This window comes from Castellaniella hirudinis, from assembly GCF_042651965.1.
Taxonomy (GTDB): domain Bacteria; phylum Pseudomonadota; class Gammaproteobacteria; order Burkholderiales; family Burkholderiaceae_B; genus Castellaniella; species Castellaniella hirudinis.
In genome coordinates this window covers 1-15,844 of record NZ_JBHSDY010000008.1, presented here as the reverse complement: position 1 = coordinate 15,844, position 15,844 = coordinate 1, and the positions used below count along the sequence as shown (strand labels likewise).

Annotated in this window: 15 protein-coding genes; 8 read left to right on the top strand and 7 right to left on the bottom strand. The window is 66.2% G+C overall.

Annotated elements, in window-relative coordinates; genetic code table 11:
- Positions 1–2: 2 nt before the first annotated feature.
- Both ACFO0J_RS13220 and ACFO0J_RS13215 read right to left on the bottom strand, forming a co-directional pair.
- A complete protein-coding gene (locus ACFO0J_RS13220) occupies positions 3–962 on the bottom strand; it encodes a DMT family transporter (protein ID WP_465251286.1) in 960 nt (319 codons plus the stop codon).
- Positions 959–1,867, bottom strand: a complete 909-nt coding sequence (locus ACFO0J_RS13215) for a DMT family transporter (RefSeq protein WP_376813563.1) — start codon at positions 1,865–1,867, stop codon at positions 959–961. Before ACFO0J_RS13215 ends, ACFO0J_RS13220 begins: the two co-directional genes overlap by 4 nt.
- 384 nt (positions 1,868–2,251) lie before the next feature.
- Here ACFO0J_RS13215 and infA point away from each other — a divergent pair, with 384 nt between their 5' ends.
- Positions 2,252–2,518: a translation initiation factor IF-1 gene (gene infA / locus ACFO0J_RS13210; protein WP_376813562.1), complete on the top strand. Its 267-nt coding sequence runs from the start codon at positions 2,252–2,254 to the stop codon at positions 2,516–2,518.
- Between the two features lie 103 nt (positions 2,519–2,621).
- On the opposite strand, the gene ACFO0J_RS13205 is transcribed toward infA, so the two are convergent.
- The 4 genes from ACFO0J_RS13205 to ACFO0J_RS13190 all read right to left on the bottom strand — a co-directional run bounded on the left by ACFO0J_RS13205 (position 2,622) and on the right by ACFO0J_RS13190 (position 6,155).
- Positions 2,622–3,431, bottom strand: coding sequence for a type 2 periplasmic-binding domain-containing protein (locus tag ACFO0J_RS13205; RefSeq protein ID WP_376813561.1), 810 nt, complete (start codon positions 3,429–3,431; stop codon positions 2,622–2,624).
- A gap of 31 nt (positions 3,432–3,462) precedes the next feature.
- Positions 3,463–4,191, bottom strand: coding sequence for an ABC transporter permease (locus ACFO0J_RS13200; RefSeq protein ID WP_376813586.1), 729 nt, complete (start codon positions 4,189–4,191; stop codon positions 3,463–3,465).
- Between the two features lie 198 nt (positions 4,192–4,389).
- The gene (locus ACFO0J_RS13195) at positions 4,390–5,385 is read right to left on the bottom strand and encodes an ABC transporter substrate-binding protein (RefSeq protein WP_376813560.1); all 996 of its coding nucleotides are present in this window, start codon (positions 5,383–5,385) and stop codon (positions 4,390–4,392) included.
- Positions 5,382–6,155, bottom strand: coding sequence for an ABC transporter ATP-binding protein (locus ACFO0J_RS13190; RefSeq protein WP_376813559.1), 774 nt, complete (start codon positions 6,153–6,155; stop codon positions 5,382–5,384). The genes ACFO0J_RS13195 and ACFO0J_RS13190 overlap by 4 nt, the downstream gene beginning before the upstream one ends.
- A 251-nt stretch (positions 6,156–6,406) precedes the next feature.
- On the opposite strand from ACFO0J_RS13190, the gene ACFO0J_RS13185 reads away from it, so the two are divergent.
- The 5 genes from ACFO0J_RS13185 to ACFO0J_RS13165 all read left to right on the top strand — a co-directional run bounded on the left by ACFO0J_RS13185 (position 6,407) and on the right by ACFO0J_RS13165 (position 11,734).
- Positions 6,407–6,907, top strand: coding sequence for a hypothetical protein (locus ACFO0J_RS13185; RefSeq protein ID WP_376813558.1), 501 nt, complete (start codon positions 6,407–6,409; stop codon positions 6,905–6,907).
- A 189-nt stretch (positions 6,908–7,096) separates the two neighbouring features.
- Complete coding sequence (locus tag ACFO0J_RS13180; RefSeq protein WP_376813557.1) at positions 7,097–8,101, top strand: TRAP transporter substrate-binding protein; 1,005 nt, start codon at positions 7,097–7,099, stop codon at positions 8,099–8,101.
- A 71-nt stretch (positions 8,102–8,172) separates the two neighbouring features.
- A complete protein-coding gene (locus ACFO0J_RS13175; RefSeq protein WP_376813556.1) occupies positions 8,173–8,715 on the top strand; it encodes a TRAP transporter small permease in 543 nt (180 codons plus the stop codon).
- Positions 8,712–9,989, top strand: coding sequence for a TRAP transporter large permease (locus ACFO0J_RS13170; protein ID WP_376813555.1), 1,278 nt, complete (start codon positions 8,712–8,714; stop codon positions 9,987–9,989). The genes ACFO0J_RS13175 and ACFO0J_RS13170 overlap by 4 nt, the downstream gene beginning before the upstream one ends.
- 113 nt (positions 9,990–10,102) lie before the next feature.
- Positions 10,103–11,734, top strand: a complete 1,632-nt coding sequence (locus ACFO0J_RS13165) for a methyl-accepting chemotaxis protein (RefSeq protein WP_376813554.1) — start codon at positions 10,103–10,105, stop codon at positions 11,732–11,734.
- Between the two features lie 24 nt (positions 11,735–11,758).
- Here the strand turns inward: ACFO0J_RS13165 and ACFO0J_RS13160 are convergent, their stop codons facing one another.
- The gene (locus ACFO0J_RS13160; protein ID WP_376813553.1) at positions 11,759–12,880 is read right to left on the bottom strand and encodes a tellurite resistance/C4-dicarboxylate transporter family protein; all 1,122 of its coding nucleotides are present in this window, start codon (positions 12,878–12,880) and stop codon (positions 11,759–11,761) included.
- 139 nt (positions 12,881–13,019) lie between these two features.
- Here ACFO0J_RS13160 and prfB point away from each other — a divergent pair.
- A protein-coding gene (prfB, locus tag ACFO0J_RS13155) for a peptide chain release factor 2 (protein WP_376813552.1) occupies positions 13,020–14,124 on the top strand; the annotation gives its coding sequence in 2 pieces (ribosomal slippage) (positions 13,020–13,100 and positions 13,102–14,124; 1,104 coding nt in all).
- 82 nt (positions 14,125–14,206) lie between these two features.
- On the top strand, positions 14,207–15,724 hold the full coding sequence (gene lysS / locus ACFO0J_RS13150) for a lysine--tRNA ligase (protein ID WP_376813551.1): 1,518 nt from the start codon (positions 14,207–14,209) through the stop codon (positions 15,722–15,724).
- Positions 15,725–15,844: the final 120 nt, after the last annotated feature.

Below are 15,844 nucleotides of genomic sequence, written 5' to 3'. Positions count from 1 at the left end.
CGCTAGCGCCGGCCTCGGGCCCCCGCGCGCCCCGGCCGCGCAGGCCAGGCGGCCAGCAGCAGGCCCGCCAGGGCCAGGCCGAAAGCCAGGGCCTGCGGGCCGCCGAAAGGCTCGTCCAGCATCCAGACGCCGACGCAGGCCGAGCCGACCGGCAGCATCACGGTGAACACCCCGGCGCGCGAAGCCTGCACCCGGCGCAGGCCCGTCATCCACAGCCAGACGGTCCAGCTCGACGCCAGCCCGTAGAACAGCAGCAGCCCCCATACCGTCCAGGACACCGCGCCGAAATCGAAGGTCCAGGCGGCCCAGGCCCCTGCCGGCAGCATCAGCGCGAACCCCCACAGATTCATCAGGGCGCTGATGCGGCGTGACGACAGCACGGCCGTCAGACGCTTGCCGATCACGGCGTAGCAGGCTTCGCACAGAACGGCGCCGAACAGCAGCGCATAGCCCAGCCAGCGTTCGCCCTCGCCCCCCTGCGCCGGACCGCCCCCGGAGTCGGGCCGGCGCAGGGCCAGCAAGGCGATGCCGGACACCGCGCAGGCGATGGCCGCCAACACCCGGGGGCGGATCGCCTCGCGCAGCAGCAGCCGGCTGAGCACCGCGATCGCGGCCGGGATGGCCGACATCACGACCCCGGCGGCCACGGCCCCGCTATAGCTGACGCCCAGCACCATGAAGACCGTGAACAGAAAGCTGCCGATGAAGGCTTCGAGAAACACCAGCAGGCGCACACGCGGCGTGGGTGCAGGTTCGGCGGCCGGCCGGCGCAGCCAGTGCAGCATGCTGACGCCGCCGATGCCGAAACGCAGCCAGCCCAGCAGGAACACGGGGAACACGGCCGCCAAGGGTTTGCTCAGGGCTACGCAGGCGCCCACCACGAACATGCTGGCCGCCAGGCTGCCGTAGGACAGCAGCGGCGTCCCTTCGCCCTCCTGCGTGCCCACGCTCACAATGCTCATGCCTTCGGCTGCCGCGACGACAAGACAATGCCGCCGATGATCAGCGCAAAGGCCAGCACATGGAACAGCCGGGGCGTTTCGCCCAGCAGGCTCAGCGACAATACGGCCGCGATCAGCGGCGTCAGGTTGTTGAAGAAGCCCGCCAGGGTCGGACCGACGCGCTGCACTCCGGCGCCCCAGCAACGGAAAGCGATGATCGCCGGGCCGATGGCGACGAACGCCACGGTCAGCACCAGAGGCCAGCCCCAGTCGACCCGCCAGTCCGTCAGACCCCACTCCAATGCAGCAAACAGGCCCGACCAGGCCGCGCCGTAGAGCACCTGTCCCAGCAGAAAGCCGGCCCAATGCGCCCGCACCGGCGCATCCGCCGGGACCCGGGTCAATTGCCAGCTATAGAAGGCCCAGATGATCGTGGCCAGCACCATCAGCAGATCCCCGGCCACGAAGCGCAGCGCCAGCAACTGATCCCAATCGCCCTGGGACAGCACCACGGCCACCCCCACCAGGGACAGCGCCGAGCCCGCCACCTGGGCCGGCCGGATCGCCACGCCGTGAAACACCCGCCCCACGATCAGCATCCAGACGGGCATGCTGGCCGCCACCAGCGTCACGTTCACCGGCGTCGAAGTATGCAAGGCCAGATATTGCAGGGAGTTGTAGAGCCCCACCCCCAGCAGGCCCAGCACGGCGTAGCGCCGCCATTCCCGCCAGATGGCGCTGCCGGCGCGCAACACCCCATAGCCCAGGGGCAGGAGCAGCAGCAGGGCCACCGCCCAGCGCAGGAAGTTCAGGGTCAGCGGCGGCACCATCCCGGCCACCGCCCGGCCGACGACGGCGTTGCCCGCCCACAACAGGGGCGGGACCAGCAGCAGGGCCACCGTGCCGGGGCTCAATCGTTCGTTCATGCGGGCTCGAAAAACAAAGGGTCAGCGGGAATTCTAACCGCACCGGCTCCGCACGCTGCTGCGCAGAACCTGAGTCCACGCCGCCCCCAACGCCCCGCAGCGCAGGATCAAACCTGGACCGGGTCCCGAATCAGCCCTGATTCAGTCCTGTTTCCTTGACATCAAGATGCTTCAAGCCTTATCATTAAGTGCTTGATAATCAGCGGTTTTCAATACTGGCTGTTTTTTGCGCCAGTCTACGCGGGATTCGTCCCGCCGTCCCCTCGGGGGGTTTCTCCCCTGCCCGGATTTGCTCGTCTTCAAGACCCCACCCGCATGCCGCGCCCGGCCACCGGCGCAGCGCATGCCCGCTGATCTTTTGTCCCTCTCACCGGAGCACACACAATGGCCAAAGAAGAACTGCTCGAAATGCACGGATCCGTGACGGAAGTCCTGCCGGATTCCCGTTTCCGCGTGACTCTGGACAATGGGCATCCCGTCATCGCCTACACCGGCGGCAAGATGCGCAAACACCACATCCGCATCCTGGCGGGCGACCAGGTCACCCTGGAAATGTCGCCCTACGACCTGACCAAGGGCCGCATCACCTTCCGTCACCTGAACCGCGGCCCCGGCACCGGCAGCGCGCCGCCCCCCCGCCGTCGCAACTGATCGCTCGCCGGTCCCGATCCGGCGACACACGGCGCGGCCGATCCGGGCCCGCGCCCTGCACATCCGGCGGTACGTCAGTACCCGCCCGCTTTCCCGAAAAATCTCAGTGGCAGTCCGGCACCGTCTGGTCCAGGTAGACCTCGAAGGCGATGTCCCGGGCCTGCTGGCGCGCCAGTTCACGCAGGCGCTCGGCCGAGGTGGCCTGGCGCACGGCCGTTTTGCGCGGGGTCGCCAGGTCGTCGCGCACCAGCCGCGTCAGCGCCTGCGCCCGATACGGCGCCAGTTGCGCGGAAAATTTCCGCCACTCCGGGTACGTCAGCAACTGCTTTAAAAAGTCTTCGTCCTGCACCGCCGCGTCGCACTGGCCGACCCGCAGGGCCAGCAAGGCATCCGCCGCCGAGGCATAGATCTGCTCGATCGCGCCGAAACGCGCCGACAGTTCGCCGGACACACGGCCATCTGCGCTCAGGCACACGGTCCGCCCGCCCAGGTCGGACCAGGCATGGATATCCGTATCGGTCCGCATGATCGCCATGGGAGCCGCCGACCAGCTCAGCCGCGTGGCACGCAGCCCCTCGGGCAGCGCGCGCCCATCAGTCCACGCGCCCACCCAGGCATCCAGCGCGCCATCCGTGAGCTGCTGCGCGGCCTGTCCGACCGCCACCGCCTGCAGAGGCGCGCCGCCCTCCCCCAGTTGACCCGCCAACACCTCGATGCGGGCCGTGGTGCGGACCTTGGCGCCCGGCGCATGGGGCGCCGGCACCTCGGCCACACCCAGGCGCCAGCCATCGCCCGCAGCGGGCAGCGGCGCGGCATCCGCGGCGGCGGCAACGCCGGAAACCGCCAGCGCAGCGGCGACCAGTCCGGCCGACAGGCCGGACCGCAGCGATGAATAATGCGAAACGTCCTTCATGAACTTGCACGCCCCGGCGGATCGCCGGACCTCATACGTATTGGTAACGCAGCACCTTGCGCTTGATGTTTTCCAGGAAGACCTGGTCGATCAGCGTGGCCAGGATGGCGATGGTCAGGATATTGGCCATCACGCCCACCATGTCCGCAGTCTCGCCCGCATAGGCCAGCGAACGCCCCAGCCCCTGGCCGAAGCCGATCAGCATTTCGGCCGAGATCAGCGCCCGCCAGGCGTTGCCAAAAGCCAGTTGAGCACCGGTGATGAGTTCCGGCATGACGGCGGGCAGATAGACACGCCGCACCATGTCCCAGGGATTGGCCCCCATGACGCGCGCAGCCGATACATGAGTCTGCAGCACGCTCTCGGTCGCATTCATGACCGACAGGGCCGCCGGAAAGAACGCGGCCAGCGCAATCACGACGATGATGGGTACATTGCCAAACCCCATCAAGATCAGGAACAGCGGCACCCAGGCGATCGACGGTATCGACTGCAGGATGATGATGACGGACTTCAGGACCTCGCGGAAGAACAGCAGCAGCCCCCCGGCCAGGCCGAAGCCGATGCCGAACAACAGCGCAAAGCCGTAGCCGACGCCCAGCCGCCCCATACTGCCGGCCAGAATGGCGCGGAACTCGGCGGTCTGGATGTCGTGCCACACGCGCTCCAGCACCTTGGGCACGCCCGGCATCAGAAAGTCCGGCAAGGTCCAGGCGGCCATCTGCCAGAACAGCAGAATGGCAGCAATGGCGATCAGCATGGCCAGCTTGCGTGCGGCGGGGGAAAGACGTCGTTTTTTACTCATGGATTCCAGGCATGGCATGGCCGGGTATCAGGGAAACCCTGACCCGGCCATCGGGATATATCACCAGGTCCGCTCACGCGCCGAAGTGAATCACGGCGCGCGCACAGGTCCCTGGTCGCGGGGGTGCCATTATCGCACCCGGGCACCCATGCATTACAGCTTGCGGGCTTGCTGCCAGTCCAGGTCGACGATGGACTTCACTTCGTAGGGCTTGCCGTCCTGGGTCTTCAACGCGCCCTGGGCCTGCATGATGTCGGCCACTTCCTGCATGCGCGACAGGTCTTCCGGCGTCAGCGCGGCGCTGAAGGTCTGGGTCTGAATCGCCTTGCTGATGATCTGCTCGCGCGGCACGTCACCGTTCTTCAAGGTCGCCAGCGTCGGCTCGGCGATGAAGTAGCCGGCGATCAGCTTGGCGGCCTCATCGGGCTTGTGCTGCAGCAGGTCGATGGCCTCGCGCTGGGCGTCCAGCGACTTCCAGACCAGATCCTTCTTGTTCTTCAGGGTTTCGCCCGAGGTGATCGTCACCATGCAGGGGAAAGGCCAGACCTCGCCGATCTCGTAAATCTGTTTCACTGGCGCGATCAGTTGGGCGATGCTGGCCTGGGGCTCGAACAGGAAGGCCGCATCCACGCGCTTGCCGACCAGGGATTGCACGGCCACCTGCGGGCTCACGCCCATGACCGTCACGTCTTCAGGCGCCAGGCCCGCGTTCTTCAGCACCACGCCGCGCAGCACCGTATCGGCCGTGCTGCCCTCTTTCTGCGAGGCCAGGGTGTGACCCTTCAGGCCGGCCACGTCATGGATGCCGGTGTCCTCACGCACCACCAGCGCGTGGAAGCCGCGCTGCGCGCCGCCCACGACCTTCAGGTCCGCGCCGCGCGAGGACCAGGAAGCCGCGTTGGTGAAACCCAGCACGCCGGTGTCGAGCTGCCCGCCGACGATGGCCTTGATCAGGTCGGTGCCCGACTTGAACTCGACCAGTTGCACGTCCAGCCCCTGCTTTTCATAGAACTTGCCCTCGTAGGCGGCGATGGCCTGGGCGTCGTCCATGACGCGGATGTAGCCGACCTTGAAGGGTTCGGCGGCCTGCACCTGGGACGCCAGCGTCAGTGCGGCGAGTACAGGAATCAAAAAACGGCTGGCTTTCATGCTGCAAGTTCCTCGGGGATGGATGGGGTGTGTTCGGTGTCGTCGACGATGCCCAGCAGGCCCAGGATTTCCCGGCGCATGGCGGAAAAATTCGACAGATCGTGGGTCTTTTCGGTATCCGACAGATGGAATTCTTTCAGTACGCGCGACGGCCGGGCGCTGAAGACCAGGATGCGGTCGGCCAGGAACAGCGCCTCGTCCACGTCGTGGGTCACCAGCAGCACCGTGGGCCGGGTTTCGCGGATCAGGGTGCGCAGGGCGTCCTGCAGCGTCATGCGGGTCAAGGCGTCCAGCGCGCCAAAGGGTTCGTCCAGCAGCAGCACCTCGGGGTGCGTGATGAAGGCGCGCGCCAGGGCGCAGCGCTGGCGCATGCCGCCCGAGACCTGGTGCGGGAAATAATCCTCGAAGCCTTTGAGCTGCACCTTGTCGAGCCACAGCCGCGCCTGGCGCTGGGCCTCGGCCCGGCCGACCTTTTGCAGTTCCAGGGCCATGGCCACGTTCTGGACCAGGGTGAGCCAGGGATACAGGGCGTTTTCCTGGAACATCAGCATGCGGCTGGGATCGGGCTTGCGCACCGGCTGCCCGTCGACCAGCACCTGGCCGGCCGAAGCCTTTTCCAGACCCGCCGCCATGTGCAACAGGGTGGACTTGCCACAGCCCGACGGCCCGACCAGCGCCACCAGTTCACCCGGGGCGATGTCACGCTCGAAGTGTTCGACCACCCGCAGGTCGCCGAAATGCTTTTCAACCTGTTTGAAGGAAAGGTTCATACGGAAAATCGCCTGAAAGGCCCAAACTCATTGATGGTCGATACTTTAACGATCGACCTTAATGAGCAACAACGATTTGTTCACGATTTCTTTATTTCTTATGGAAATATAAAACTCACTGCAGGATGGAAGGGCGGCCAAGCCGGGGACCACGCCCGAAACCGGAAGGGATCGCGGTCGCGCCGGAACGCGGCGGGAGCGCTACGATAAAGAGGCACCCAAACTCGGAACCCAGACTCCGGAGGCCCCCCATGTCCAGCCCGTCCACCCCGGACCCGATCGCCCGGCTGCTGGCCGTCCACGCCGAGACGCGCGCGCGTCTCCAGACGTACACCGACGGCCGCGCACCCGCTGCGGCCGACTTCACCGCCCTCGCGGCCTGGATCGACGGTCCGGCGCGCATCGCCCACGACATCCTGGAACGGCGCCTGTTTCCCGCCCTGATCGAATCCATGGCGGGATCGGACGCCGTCTGCCTGAAGGGCATGACCGGCGGCCTGGCCCAGAGCCGCGCCGACCTGGACCGCCGCTGGCGCCAGGCGACTCGTCTGCGGGACGACGCCGCCCAAAGCGAAACAGCCTCGCACAGCCCCGCCGATCCGGCCATCCGGGATGCGCTTGCCGCCTGGGCCGAGGACACCCTGGCCTGGCTGAAACGCGCCGACGAGGAACTGCTGCCCATGGCAGACCGCTTGCTGGACGGCGCCGCCATGGCCGAACTGGCCGCTGATTGCGCCCGCCTCGACAACTAAGCCAAACCCCTGCATCCACGGCCTTGTCCCGGTACAAAACAAGGTTATTTCTAATGGTTTGTCCGTGTCGACGGGGGGATCGGTTTTTGCCTATACTCCGCTCGTTCAACTGCCATTCAGTCAGTAGACTGTCAGCCGGACGTCATGATTTTTCCCTCATGGCGCGCCTCAACCCCGGAGACCTCCTCAATGAAATTTGCGACCACCCACATCGCCGCCGCTATCGGCTTGTCCCTGACCATGGGACTGGCTGCCGCCACCGCTCACGCCGCCCCCATCATCGTCAAATTCAGCCACGTCGTCGCTGAAAACACCCCAAAGGGCCAGGGCGCGCTCAAATTCAAGGAACTGGCGGAGGCCGCCCTGCCGGGCAAGGTCGAGGTGCAGGTGTTCTCCAATTCGCAGCTCTTCGGCGACGGCAAGGAAATGGAAGCCCTGCTGCTGGGCGACGTGCAGATCATTGCTCCCTCGCTGGCAAAATTCGACCGCTACACCAAGAAAATCCAGATCTTCGATCTGCCCTTCATGTTCGATGACATGGACGCCCTGGACCGCTTCCAGAGCGGCCCCAAGGGCCAGGAGCTGCTGGATTCCATGAAGTCCAAGGGCATCAAGGGCCTGGGCTACTGGCACAACGGCCTGAAGCAATTGTCCACCAACAAGGACAAGCTCACCCGCCCCGAAGACGTCAAAGGCCTGAAATTCCGCATCCAGTCCTCCGACGTGCTCGAAGCCCAATTCCGCCAACTGGGCGCCAACCCCCAGAAGCTGGCCTTCTCCGAGGTCTACCAGGCCCTGCAGACCGGCGTGGTCGACGGCGCCGAAAACCCCTGGTCCAACATCTACTCGCAAAAGATGCACGAAGTCCAGAAGACCATCGCGGTCACCAACCACGGTGCGCTGGACTATATGGTCATCACCAATTCCGGCTGGTGGGACGGCCTGCCCGAAGACGTGCGCGCCGGCCTGCAAAAGGCCATGGCGGGCGCCACCGAGCACGCCAACAAACTGGCGGCCGAGATCAACGACCGCGACCGCCAGCGCATCGCCGACGCCGGCAAGGCGAAAATCCAGGAACTGTCCAAGGAAGACGTCGCCGCCTGGCGCGCCACCATGCGCCCGGTCTGGGACAAATTCCAGGATCAGATCGGCAAGGACATCATCGACGCCGCCATCGCTTCGAACCAGCAATAAGGTTCGGCCTCGCCTTGTCCATCACGGCCGCTCCCCAGCGGCCGTTTCACATCCTAAAAGGGGATCCTTCCATGCTGAAAAAATGGCTGGAACACATCGAGGAAGGCCTGATCGCCTTTCTCCTGGCCGCCATGACCGTGGTGACCTTCGCCCAGGTCGTGGCCCGCTACGTCTTCAACTACAGCTTCGTCTGGGCGCTGGAACTGACCATGTTCTGCTTCGGCGCCCTGATCTTCCTGGGCATTTCCTACGGTGTGCGTGTGGGCGCGCACATCGGCGTGGACGCCCTGGTACGCGCCCTGCCTGCCCGTATCGCGCACAAGCTGGCCATCGTCAGCACCCTGCTGTGCATCGTGTATGCGGCCATCGTCGTCTACGGCGCCTGGATCTACGTCGACAAGATGTACACCATCGGCATCATGGCCCAGGATCTGCCGATTCCCCAATGGGTGCCGCGCGTCGTGCTGCCGCTGGGCTACGCCCTGCTGATCTGGCGCCTGGGCGAGGTGCTGTGGAATCTGTTGCGCGGAGGCGATGCCTCCCTGCTGGGCGACGAGGTCGCCGATGCCATGAAACTCCTCGACGAGAACGACTCCAAGGGAGACGCCGCATGACCACGCTTGCTCTGTTCATCCTGCTGTTCGTCTTCATGTTCATCGGCATGCCGGTGGCCGTGGCCTTGGGCCTGTCGTCCCTGCTGACCATCATGGCCTTCGGCCACGATTCGCTGGCCTCGCTGTCGCTCAAGCTCTACGAGACCTCCGAGCACTTCACCTTGATGGCCATTCCCTTCTTCATCCTGGCCGGCGCCTTCATGACCACCGGGGGTGTGGCCCGTCGCATGATCCGCTTCGCCATCGCCACGGTCGGCCACCTGCACGGCGGCCTGGCGATCGCCTCGGTGATGGCCTGCGTGCTGTTCGCCGCGGTCTCGGGCTCCTCGCCTGCCACCGTGGTGGCCGTGGGCTCGATCGTGATCGCCGGCATGGTGCGCGCCGGCTACTCGCAGTCCTTTGCGGCGGGCGTGATCTGCAATGCCGGCACCCTGGGCATCCTGATCCCGCCGTCCATCGTCATGGTGGTCTACGGCGCGGTCACGGAAACCTCGGTGGGCGCGCTGTTCATGGCCGGCGTGGTCCCCGGGCTGCTGCTGGGCCTGGTGCTGATGGTGGCGATCTACATCGTCGCGCGCGTGCGCAACATGCCGCGCCAGCCGCGCGCCAGCCTGGGCGAGGTCCTGACCGCCGGACGCGATTCGATCTGGGGCCTGCTGCTGATCGTCATCATCCTGGGGGGCATTTACGGCGGGGTCTTCACCCCGACCGAAGCCGCTGCCGTGGCCGCCGTCTACGCCTTCGCCATCGCGGTGTTCGTCTACCGCGACATCGGCATGAAACAGGTGCCCGAAGTCCTGATCGAGGCGGCCAAGGTGACCATCATGCTGATGTTCATCATTGCCAACGCCCTGCTGTTCGCCCACGTGCTGACCACCGAACGCATCCCGCAGGCGATCGCCGAGCAGATCATCGCCTGGAACATGAGCGACTGGCAGTTCCTGATCGTGGTCAACATCCTGCTGCTGGTGGCCGGCGCCTTCATGGAACCGACCGGCATCATCCTGATCCTGGCGCCGATCCTGTTCCCCATCGCCATGCAGATGGGCATCGATCCGGTGCACCTGGGCATCATCATGGTGGTCAACCTGGAGATCGGCATGGTGACCCCGCCCGTGGGCCTGAACCTGTTCGTCACGGCGGGCATCACCCAGATGAGCATCGGCCAGGTCATCCGCGCCGCCCTGCCCTGGCTGATGATCCTGCTGGTCTACCTGGTCTTCATCACCTACGTGCCGATCGTCAGCCTCTGGCTGCCCAATCTGCTCGGTTGACGAGCCGCCGGCCGCTCCGGCGGCCGACACACGGCTGTCACATGCGACCGCCATAATCCCTGCGCAAGCCCGGGCCGCCAGGCCCGGGCGCTTCACTCAAAGGGATTGTCCGCATGCGGCTCGCGTTCACACTCAAGACCCGTTTCATCCTGTTCATGACTGTGCTGACGCTGTGCGTCGGCCTGGTCATGGGCGCCGTCACCCACCTGCAACGCACGACCGACACCTTGCGCAACGCGGAGACCGCACGCTACCAGACCAGCCAGCTGGCCGGCTGGTACCAGACGCAAGCCACGGCCCTGTCCCGGGACGCCGCCGCCTTCGTCGCCAGCGAACAGCCGGAATTCGAACAGCGCTACCTGGACCACCTGGCCGTCCTGGAGGGCCGCATCCCCGACGCCCGAGGCGTCCAGGCCGACGCCCGCGACCGTTTCCGGCAGGCCGGTCTCGACGAGGCCGAGCTGGCGCTGTTCGAGGACGCCCATGCGCGGCTGCTGGCCCTGGCCGCCACCCAGCGCGAAGCCATCGGCACCGCCAAAGGCGAACTGGACGACGGCCAGGGCGGCATCCGCATCGCCCTGCCCAACGCCCTGCTCGCCAAGGCGCTGATCTTCAGCCAGCAATACACCCAGGCGGAAGCGGACATCACGGCCCTGATCAATGCCTTCGACACCCGTCAGGCGCTGCGCATGGAACAACAGGTCGCCCGGGCCACGGCTGACGGCGGCACAGCCGGACGCATCGCCGTCGGCGCCGTGCTGGCGCTGCTGCTGTGCGGCATGCTGGCGCTGCGCGGTCTGTACCGCTCGGTCAAACGTCCCCTGGACCGGAGCGTGGCGCTGGCCGGTCACCTGGCGGCCGGCGACCTGTCCATCCCCATCGAAGGCGCAGGCCGCGACGAAATGGGACACCTGATGCACGCGCTGGAAGGCATCCGCCAGGGCCTGAACCGCACCCTCTGCCGGGTGGCGGACCACTTCGCGCACGTCAATGCCGGCGTGGACGCCCTGTCCTGCGGCCAGGAAGCGGCCCTCGGCGACAGCCACGACCAATGCGCCATGGCCGGGCAGATGTCCTCGGCCATGGACAGCCTGAACCACACCGTCCGCCTCAATCACGACCGGGCCATCGAGGCCCGGCGCCTGAGCGAGCAAGGCGACCGCGAGGCCCGGACGGGCGCCGCGACCGTCGCACGGCTGGCACAGGCCATGGACGGCATCGCGCAAGACGGGCTGCGTGTCGAGGAGGCCGCGCGCCAGATCGGCGAGATCGCGTTCCAGACCAACATCCTCGCCCTGAACGCCGCCGTCGAGGCCGCTCACGCAGGGTCCCAGGGGCGCGGCTTTGCCATCGTCGCCGCCGAGGTCCGCTCGCTCGCCCAGCGCTGCGACCAGGCCGCCGGACTGATCCAGTCCACGATCGAAGAAGCCATCCGCGACAGCCGCCGGGGCGCCGAACTGGCCGTCGAAGCCCGTGCAGCCATGGATCGTGCCGTCAAAGCCACCGGCCGCAGTTGCCAGATCATGGACGAGGTGGCCGCCGCCACCGAATCCCAGGCGGAATCCATCCACGAAACGGCGCAAGCGGCGCGCCGCCTGGAAGCCATCGGCGCGCGCGGCGCGCGGCAGGCCCAGGCCGCATCGCAAGTGGTGGCCGAACAGCGATCCCGCGTCACGGACCTGCGCCGGACGCTGACGCAATTCAGGCTGGAGGCAGCCGAAGCCCCCGTCAGGCTGGCGGCCTGATCCAGGCCGGCGCCCCGGGGGGCTTCAGGCGAAAGCCGCCCGTCCGCGCACCAGGCGCCACAGGCGGCGGACCATCGCGGTGAAGGTCAACAGCCAGCCCAGCCAGGCGGCATACAAAAAGACGGGCGGCAGGAAATCCAGGAAATCGAAGCCCATCGCATGATTCATCTGCCAGGTGCAGGCCGCGTACATGCCCAGCGGGAAGATCGCGCCCCAGTACAGCGGATCGTAGCGGAACGGAAAACGCTGGAACCCATAGCGCCAGACGCCCAGCAGCAGCAACATCGGAATCCACCAGGTCCCGGTGGCCCAATAGAACACGGTGAAGCCCTTCAGAAAAGGCAGCAGCGACACCAGATACGGCGCCTGGGGCGCATTCAGGATCAGCAGCGAGCCGGCCAGGGTGGAAATCGCCATGGCGCCCATGTTGATCCAGTACGGCGGTGACAAATCATCCGGTGAAAAAGGAAAGAAACTGTAGCGGTAGAAGATCAGCGACATCATCCAGATGTACAGCATCCCGCCCCACAGCCACATCGACAGGGCCACCAGATTCAGCTCCAGGCGGTAGGGCTGTCCGCTGTGCGCCGCCAACAACGCGCTGGACACCGCCAGCGCCTGGGTCGCCACCACCGCCAGCAGCCAGGCGCCGCTGATGCTGCGATCCAGCGGCGGTTTTTCTTTTTTGACCGTAAAGGCGGTGAAGATCGTATAGGTCAGCCCCACCCACAGCACCACGGCCAGGACCCAGAGGGCAAAACCCACGGTCAGGTCGCCACGCAGCAGGATGAACTGGCCGGCCAGGATGCCGGTGGCCGCCACCAGCGTGAAATAGCCCGGCCCCCGGGCATGATCGATCATGTCGCCGAAAAAGCGCCGGGGAAACCGCGCCGCGCGCAGCAGATAGACCAGCCACAAGACGAAGTACTGGGCCGCGTTCAAGGCGAACAGGACCCGCGCCAGCAGCGGATGCCCCATCATGTCCGACGCCAGCGAGACGATGCCGGTCGCCATCACCAGGCCGAAATACGCCGGCGACAGCTCGCGCAGAGGCCCCTGCCACCACGGAGGCACGACGGCCGCAGGACTCAGGTCCAGGGGGGCGGCGGGCGCGGGCACGCGGCGGTCCGGTTCCGATGCTGGCATGGCGGGGGCTCCTTTTGGGCGATGCGCCGCCCTCCGGCGTCTCTGTCCCGAGCGCGCTAAAATGGCGGATTGACCCGCATTTTAATGCGTGCGCCCGTGACAGGATTCGCGGCGCGCCCGATACACACAGGACACCGCCATGGAAGCCGAACGCCAGAACCAGATCATTGCCCGCATCGACGACTACGCCGAGCGCCAGGGTCTGCTCCGGAGGTATCTTTGACTACGATGCCAAGTCCGAACGCCTGATCGTCGTCAACGCCGAACTGGAAAGCCCGGACGTCTGGAACGATCCGACGCATGCCCAGGAACTGGGCCGCGAAAAGAAATCACTGGAAAACGTCGTCGGCACCCTGTCCGATCTGGAACAAGGCCTGAACGACGCCCGCGACCTGTTCGAACTGGCCAGCGCCGATGACGACGACGCCACCCTGCTCGCCATCGAACAGGACTGCGCCGCCCTGGGCGAACGCCTGGAGGCGCTTGAATTCCGCCGCATGTTCAACAACCCGGCCGACCCCCTGAACTGCTTCGTCGACATCCAGGCCGGCGCCGGCGGCACCGAAGCCCAGGACTGGGCCTCCATGCTGCTGCGCCAGTACCTGCATTACGGGGAACGCAAGGACTTCAAGGCCGAGGTCCTGGAAGAATCCGAAGGTGAAGTCGCCGGTCTCAAGTCGGCCACCATCAAATTCGAGGGCGAATACGCCTACGGCCTGCTGCGCACCGAAACCGGCGTGCACCGCCTGGTGCGCAAAAGCCCCTTCGATTCATCCAACGGCCGGCACACGTCCTTTGCCAGCGTCTTCGTCTACCCGGAAATCGATGACTCCTTCGAGGTCGAGGTCAACCCGGCGGATCTGCGCATCGATACCTACCGCGCCAGCGGCGCCGGCGGCCAGCACATCAACAAGACCGACTCGGCCGTGCGCATCACCCACCAGCCCACCGGCATCGTCGTGCAGTGCCAGAACGACCGTTCCCAGCACCGCAACCGCGCCGAAGCCATGCAGATGCTGAAATCACGCCTGTACGAGCTGGAAATGCGCCAACGCATGGCCGAACAGCAGAAACTGGAAGACGCCAAGAGCGACGTGGGCTGGGGTCACCAGATCCGCTCCTACGTCCTGGACCAGAGCCGCATCAAGGACTTGCGCACCGGCGTGGAAATCTCCAACACCCAGAAGGTCCTGGACGGCGACCTGGACCCCTTCATCACGGCCAGCCTGAAACAAGGCGTCTAAGCCCCGCGCCGGGGCGCGCCCCTCACGGACGCGGCCCCGGCCTTCCCCGACGCCCTCGCCTCTTTTTCCCCGACAGCACGACATGACCTCGCAGACCGACATCCAAGCCCCCGACGAGAACCGCCTGATCGCCGAGCGCCGCGCCAAGCTGGACGCGCTGCGCCAGGCCGGCCCCGCCTACCCCAACGACTTCCGCCCCGACACCCACGCCGCCGACCTGCACCGCGACTGCGGCGAACTGGACGAGGATGCGCTGCTGGCCCTGGGCCGGCAGGCCCGCGTCGCCGGGCGCATGATGCTCAAGCGCATCATGGGCAAGGCCAGCTTCGCCACGCTGCAGGACAGCAGCGGCCGGCTGCAGTTGTACCTGGACCGGGGCGTGCTGGGCGACGAGGCCTATACCGCCTTCAAGTCCTGGGACATCGGCGACATCGTCGCCGCCGAGGGCGAGGTCTTCAAGACGCGCAAGGGCGAACTGTCGCTGCGCGTGCAGTCTCTGCGCCTGTTGTCGAAATCCCTGCGCCCCCTGCCCGACAAGTTCCACGGCGTGGCCGACCAGGAACTGCGCTATCGCCAGCGCTACGTCGACCTGATCATGACCGAAGGCACGCGTGAAACCTTCCTGGCGCGCAGCCGCATCGTCACCGCGATCCGCCAGATCATGTCCGAGGCCGACTTCCTGGAAGTCGAAACCCCGATGCTGCACCCCATCCCCGGCGGCGCGGCGGCCAAGCCCTTCATCACCCACCACAATGCGCTGGACATGGACATGTACCTGCGCATCGCGCCGGAACTGTATCTGAAGCGCCTGATCGTGGGCGGCTTCGAGCGTGTCTTCGAAATCAACCGCAATTTCCGCAACGAGGGCGTCAGCCCGCGCCACAACCCTGAATTCACGATGATGGAATTCTATGCGGCGTACACGGACTATCGCTGGCTGATGGACTACACCGAATCCCTGATCCGCGAAACCGCGCGGCGCGTGTGCGGCACCGCCAGCCTGAACTACCAGGGCCAGCCGCTGGATCTGGAACTCGCCTTCGACCGCCTGACCATCGTCGAGGCCATCCTCAAGCACGCCCCCGGCTACGCGCCCGCCCAACTGCAGGATGAGACGTACTTGCGCGGCGAACTGCGCCGCCTGGGCGCGGACGTGGACGGCCCGGTCCTGGCCCACGCCGGTCTGGGCGCGCTGCAACTGGCGCTGTTCGAGGAAACCGCCGAAGCCAAGCTCTGGCACCCGACCTTCATCATCGACTATCCGGTCGAAGTCTCGCCGCTGGCGCGCGCCTCCGACAGCCAGGCCGGCATCACGGAACGCTTCGAACTGTTCGCCTGCGGGCGCGAAATCGCCAACGGTTTTTCCGAGCTGAACGATCCGGAAGACCAGGCCGCGCGCTTCCAGGCCCAGGTCGCCGCCAAGGACGCCGGCGACGAAGAAGCCATGTACTACGACGCGGACTACGTGCGCGCCCTGGAATACGGCATGCCTCCCACGGGCGGCTGCGGCATCGGCATCGACCGCCTGGTCATGATGCTGACCGACAGCCCCAATATCCGCGACGTGATCCTGTTCCCGCACCTGCGCCGGGAAGACTGAGCGGGACCGCACATGAAAAAAGGCCCCCACGCTACGCCCTCCGGGCTCGCTGCCCCCCAATGAACTGCCCCCCAAAAGTTGGACACCGATCCAACCTTTGGGGTGTTTTTCATGTCGAAG

Coding starts and splice junctions, on each gene's coding strand:
- ACFO0J_RS13185 (WP_376813558.1), top strand. CDS start 6,407: ATGTCCAGCCCGTCCACCCCGGACCCGATCGCCCGGCTGCTGGCCGTC.
- ACFO0J_RS13175 (WP_376813556.1), top strand. CDS start 8,173: ATGCTGAAAAAATGGCTGGAACACATCGAGGAAGGCCTGATCGCCTTT.
- infA (WP_376813562.1), top strand. CDS start 2,252: ATGGCCAAAGAAGAACTGCTCGAAATGCACGGATCCGTGACGGAAGTC.
- ACFO0J_RS13170 (WP_376813555.1), top strand. CDS start 8,712: ATGACCACGCTTGCTCTGTTCATCCTGCTGTTCGTCTTCATGTTCATC.
- ACFO0J_RS13205 (WP_376813561.1), bottom strand. CDS start 3,431: ATGAAGGACGTTTCGCATTATTCATCGCTGCGGTCCGGCCTGTCGGCC.
- ACFO0J_RS13200 (WP_376813586.1), bottom strand. CDS start 4,191: ATGCTGATCGCCATTGCTGCCATTCTGCTGTTCTGGCAGATGGCCGCC.
- ACFO0J_RS13215 (WP_376813563.1), bottom strand. CDS start 1,867: ATGAACGAACGATTGAGCCCCGGCACGGTGGCCCTGCTGCTGGTCCCG.
- ACFO0J_RS13220 (WP_465251286.1), bottom strand. CDS start 962: ATGAGCATTGTGAGCGTGGGCACGCAGGAGGGCGAAGGGACGCCGCTG.
- ACFO0J_RS13160 (WP_376813553.1), bottom strand. CDS start 12,880: ATGCCAGCATCGGAACCGGACCGCCGCGTGCCCGCGCCCGCCGCCCCC.
- ACFO0J_RS13190 (WP_376813559.1), bottom strand. CDS start 6,155: ATGAACCTTTCCTTCAAACAGGTTGAAAAGCATTTCGGCGACCTGCGG.
- ACFO0J_RS13195 (WP_376813560.1), bottom strand. CDS start 5,385: ATGAAAGCCAGCCGTTTTTTGATTCCTGTACTCGCCGCACTGACGCTG.
- ACFO0J_RS13165 (WP_376813554.1), top strand. CDS start 10,103: ATGCGGCTCGCGTTCACACTCAAGACCCGTTTCATCCTGTTCATGACT.
- lysS (WP_376813551.1), top strand. CDS start 14,207: ATGACCTCGCAGACCGACATCCAAGCCCCCGACGAGAACCGCCTGATC.
- ACFO0J_RS13180 (WP_376813557.1), top strand. CDS start 7,097: ATGAAATTTGCGACCACCCACATCGCCGCCGCTATCGGCTTGTCCCTG.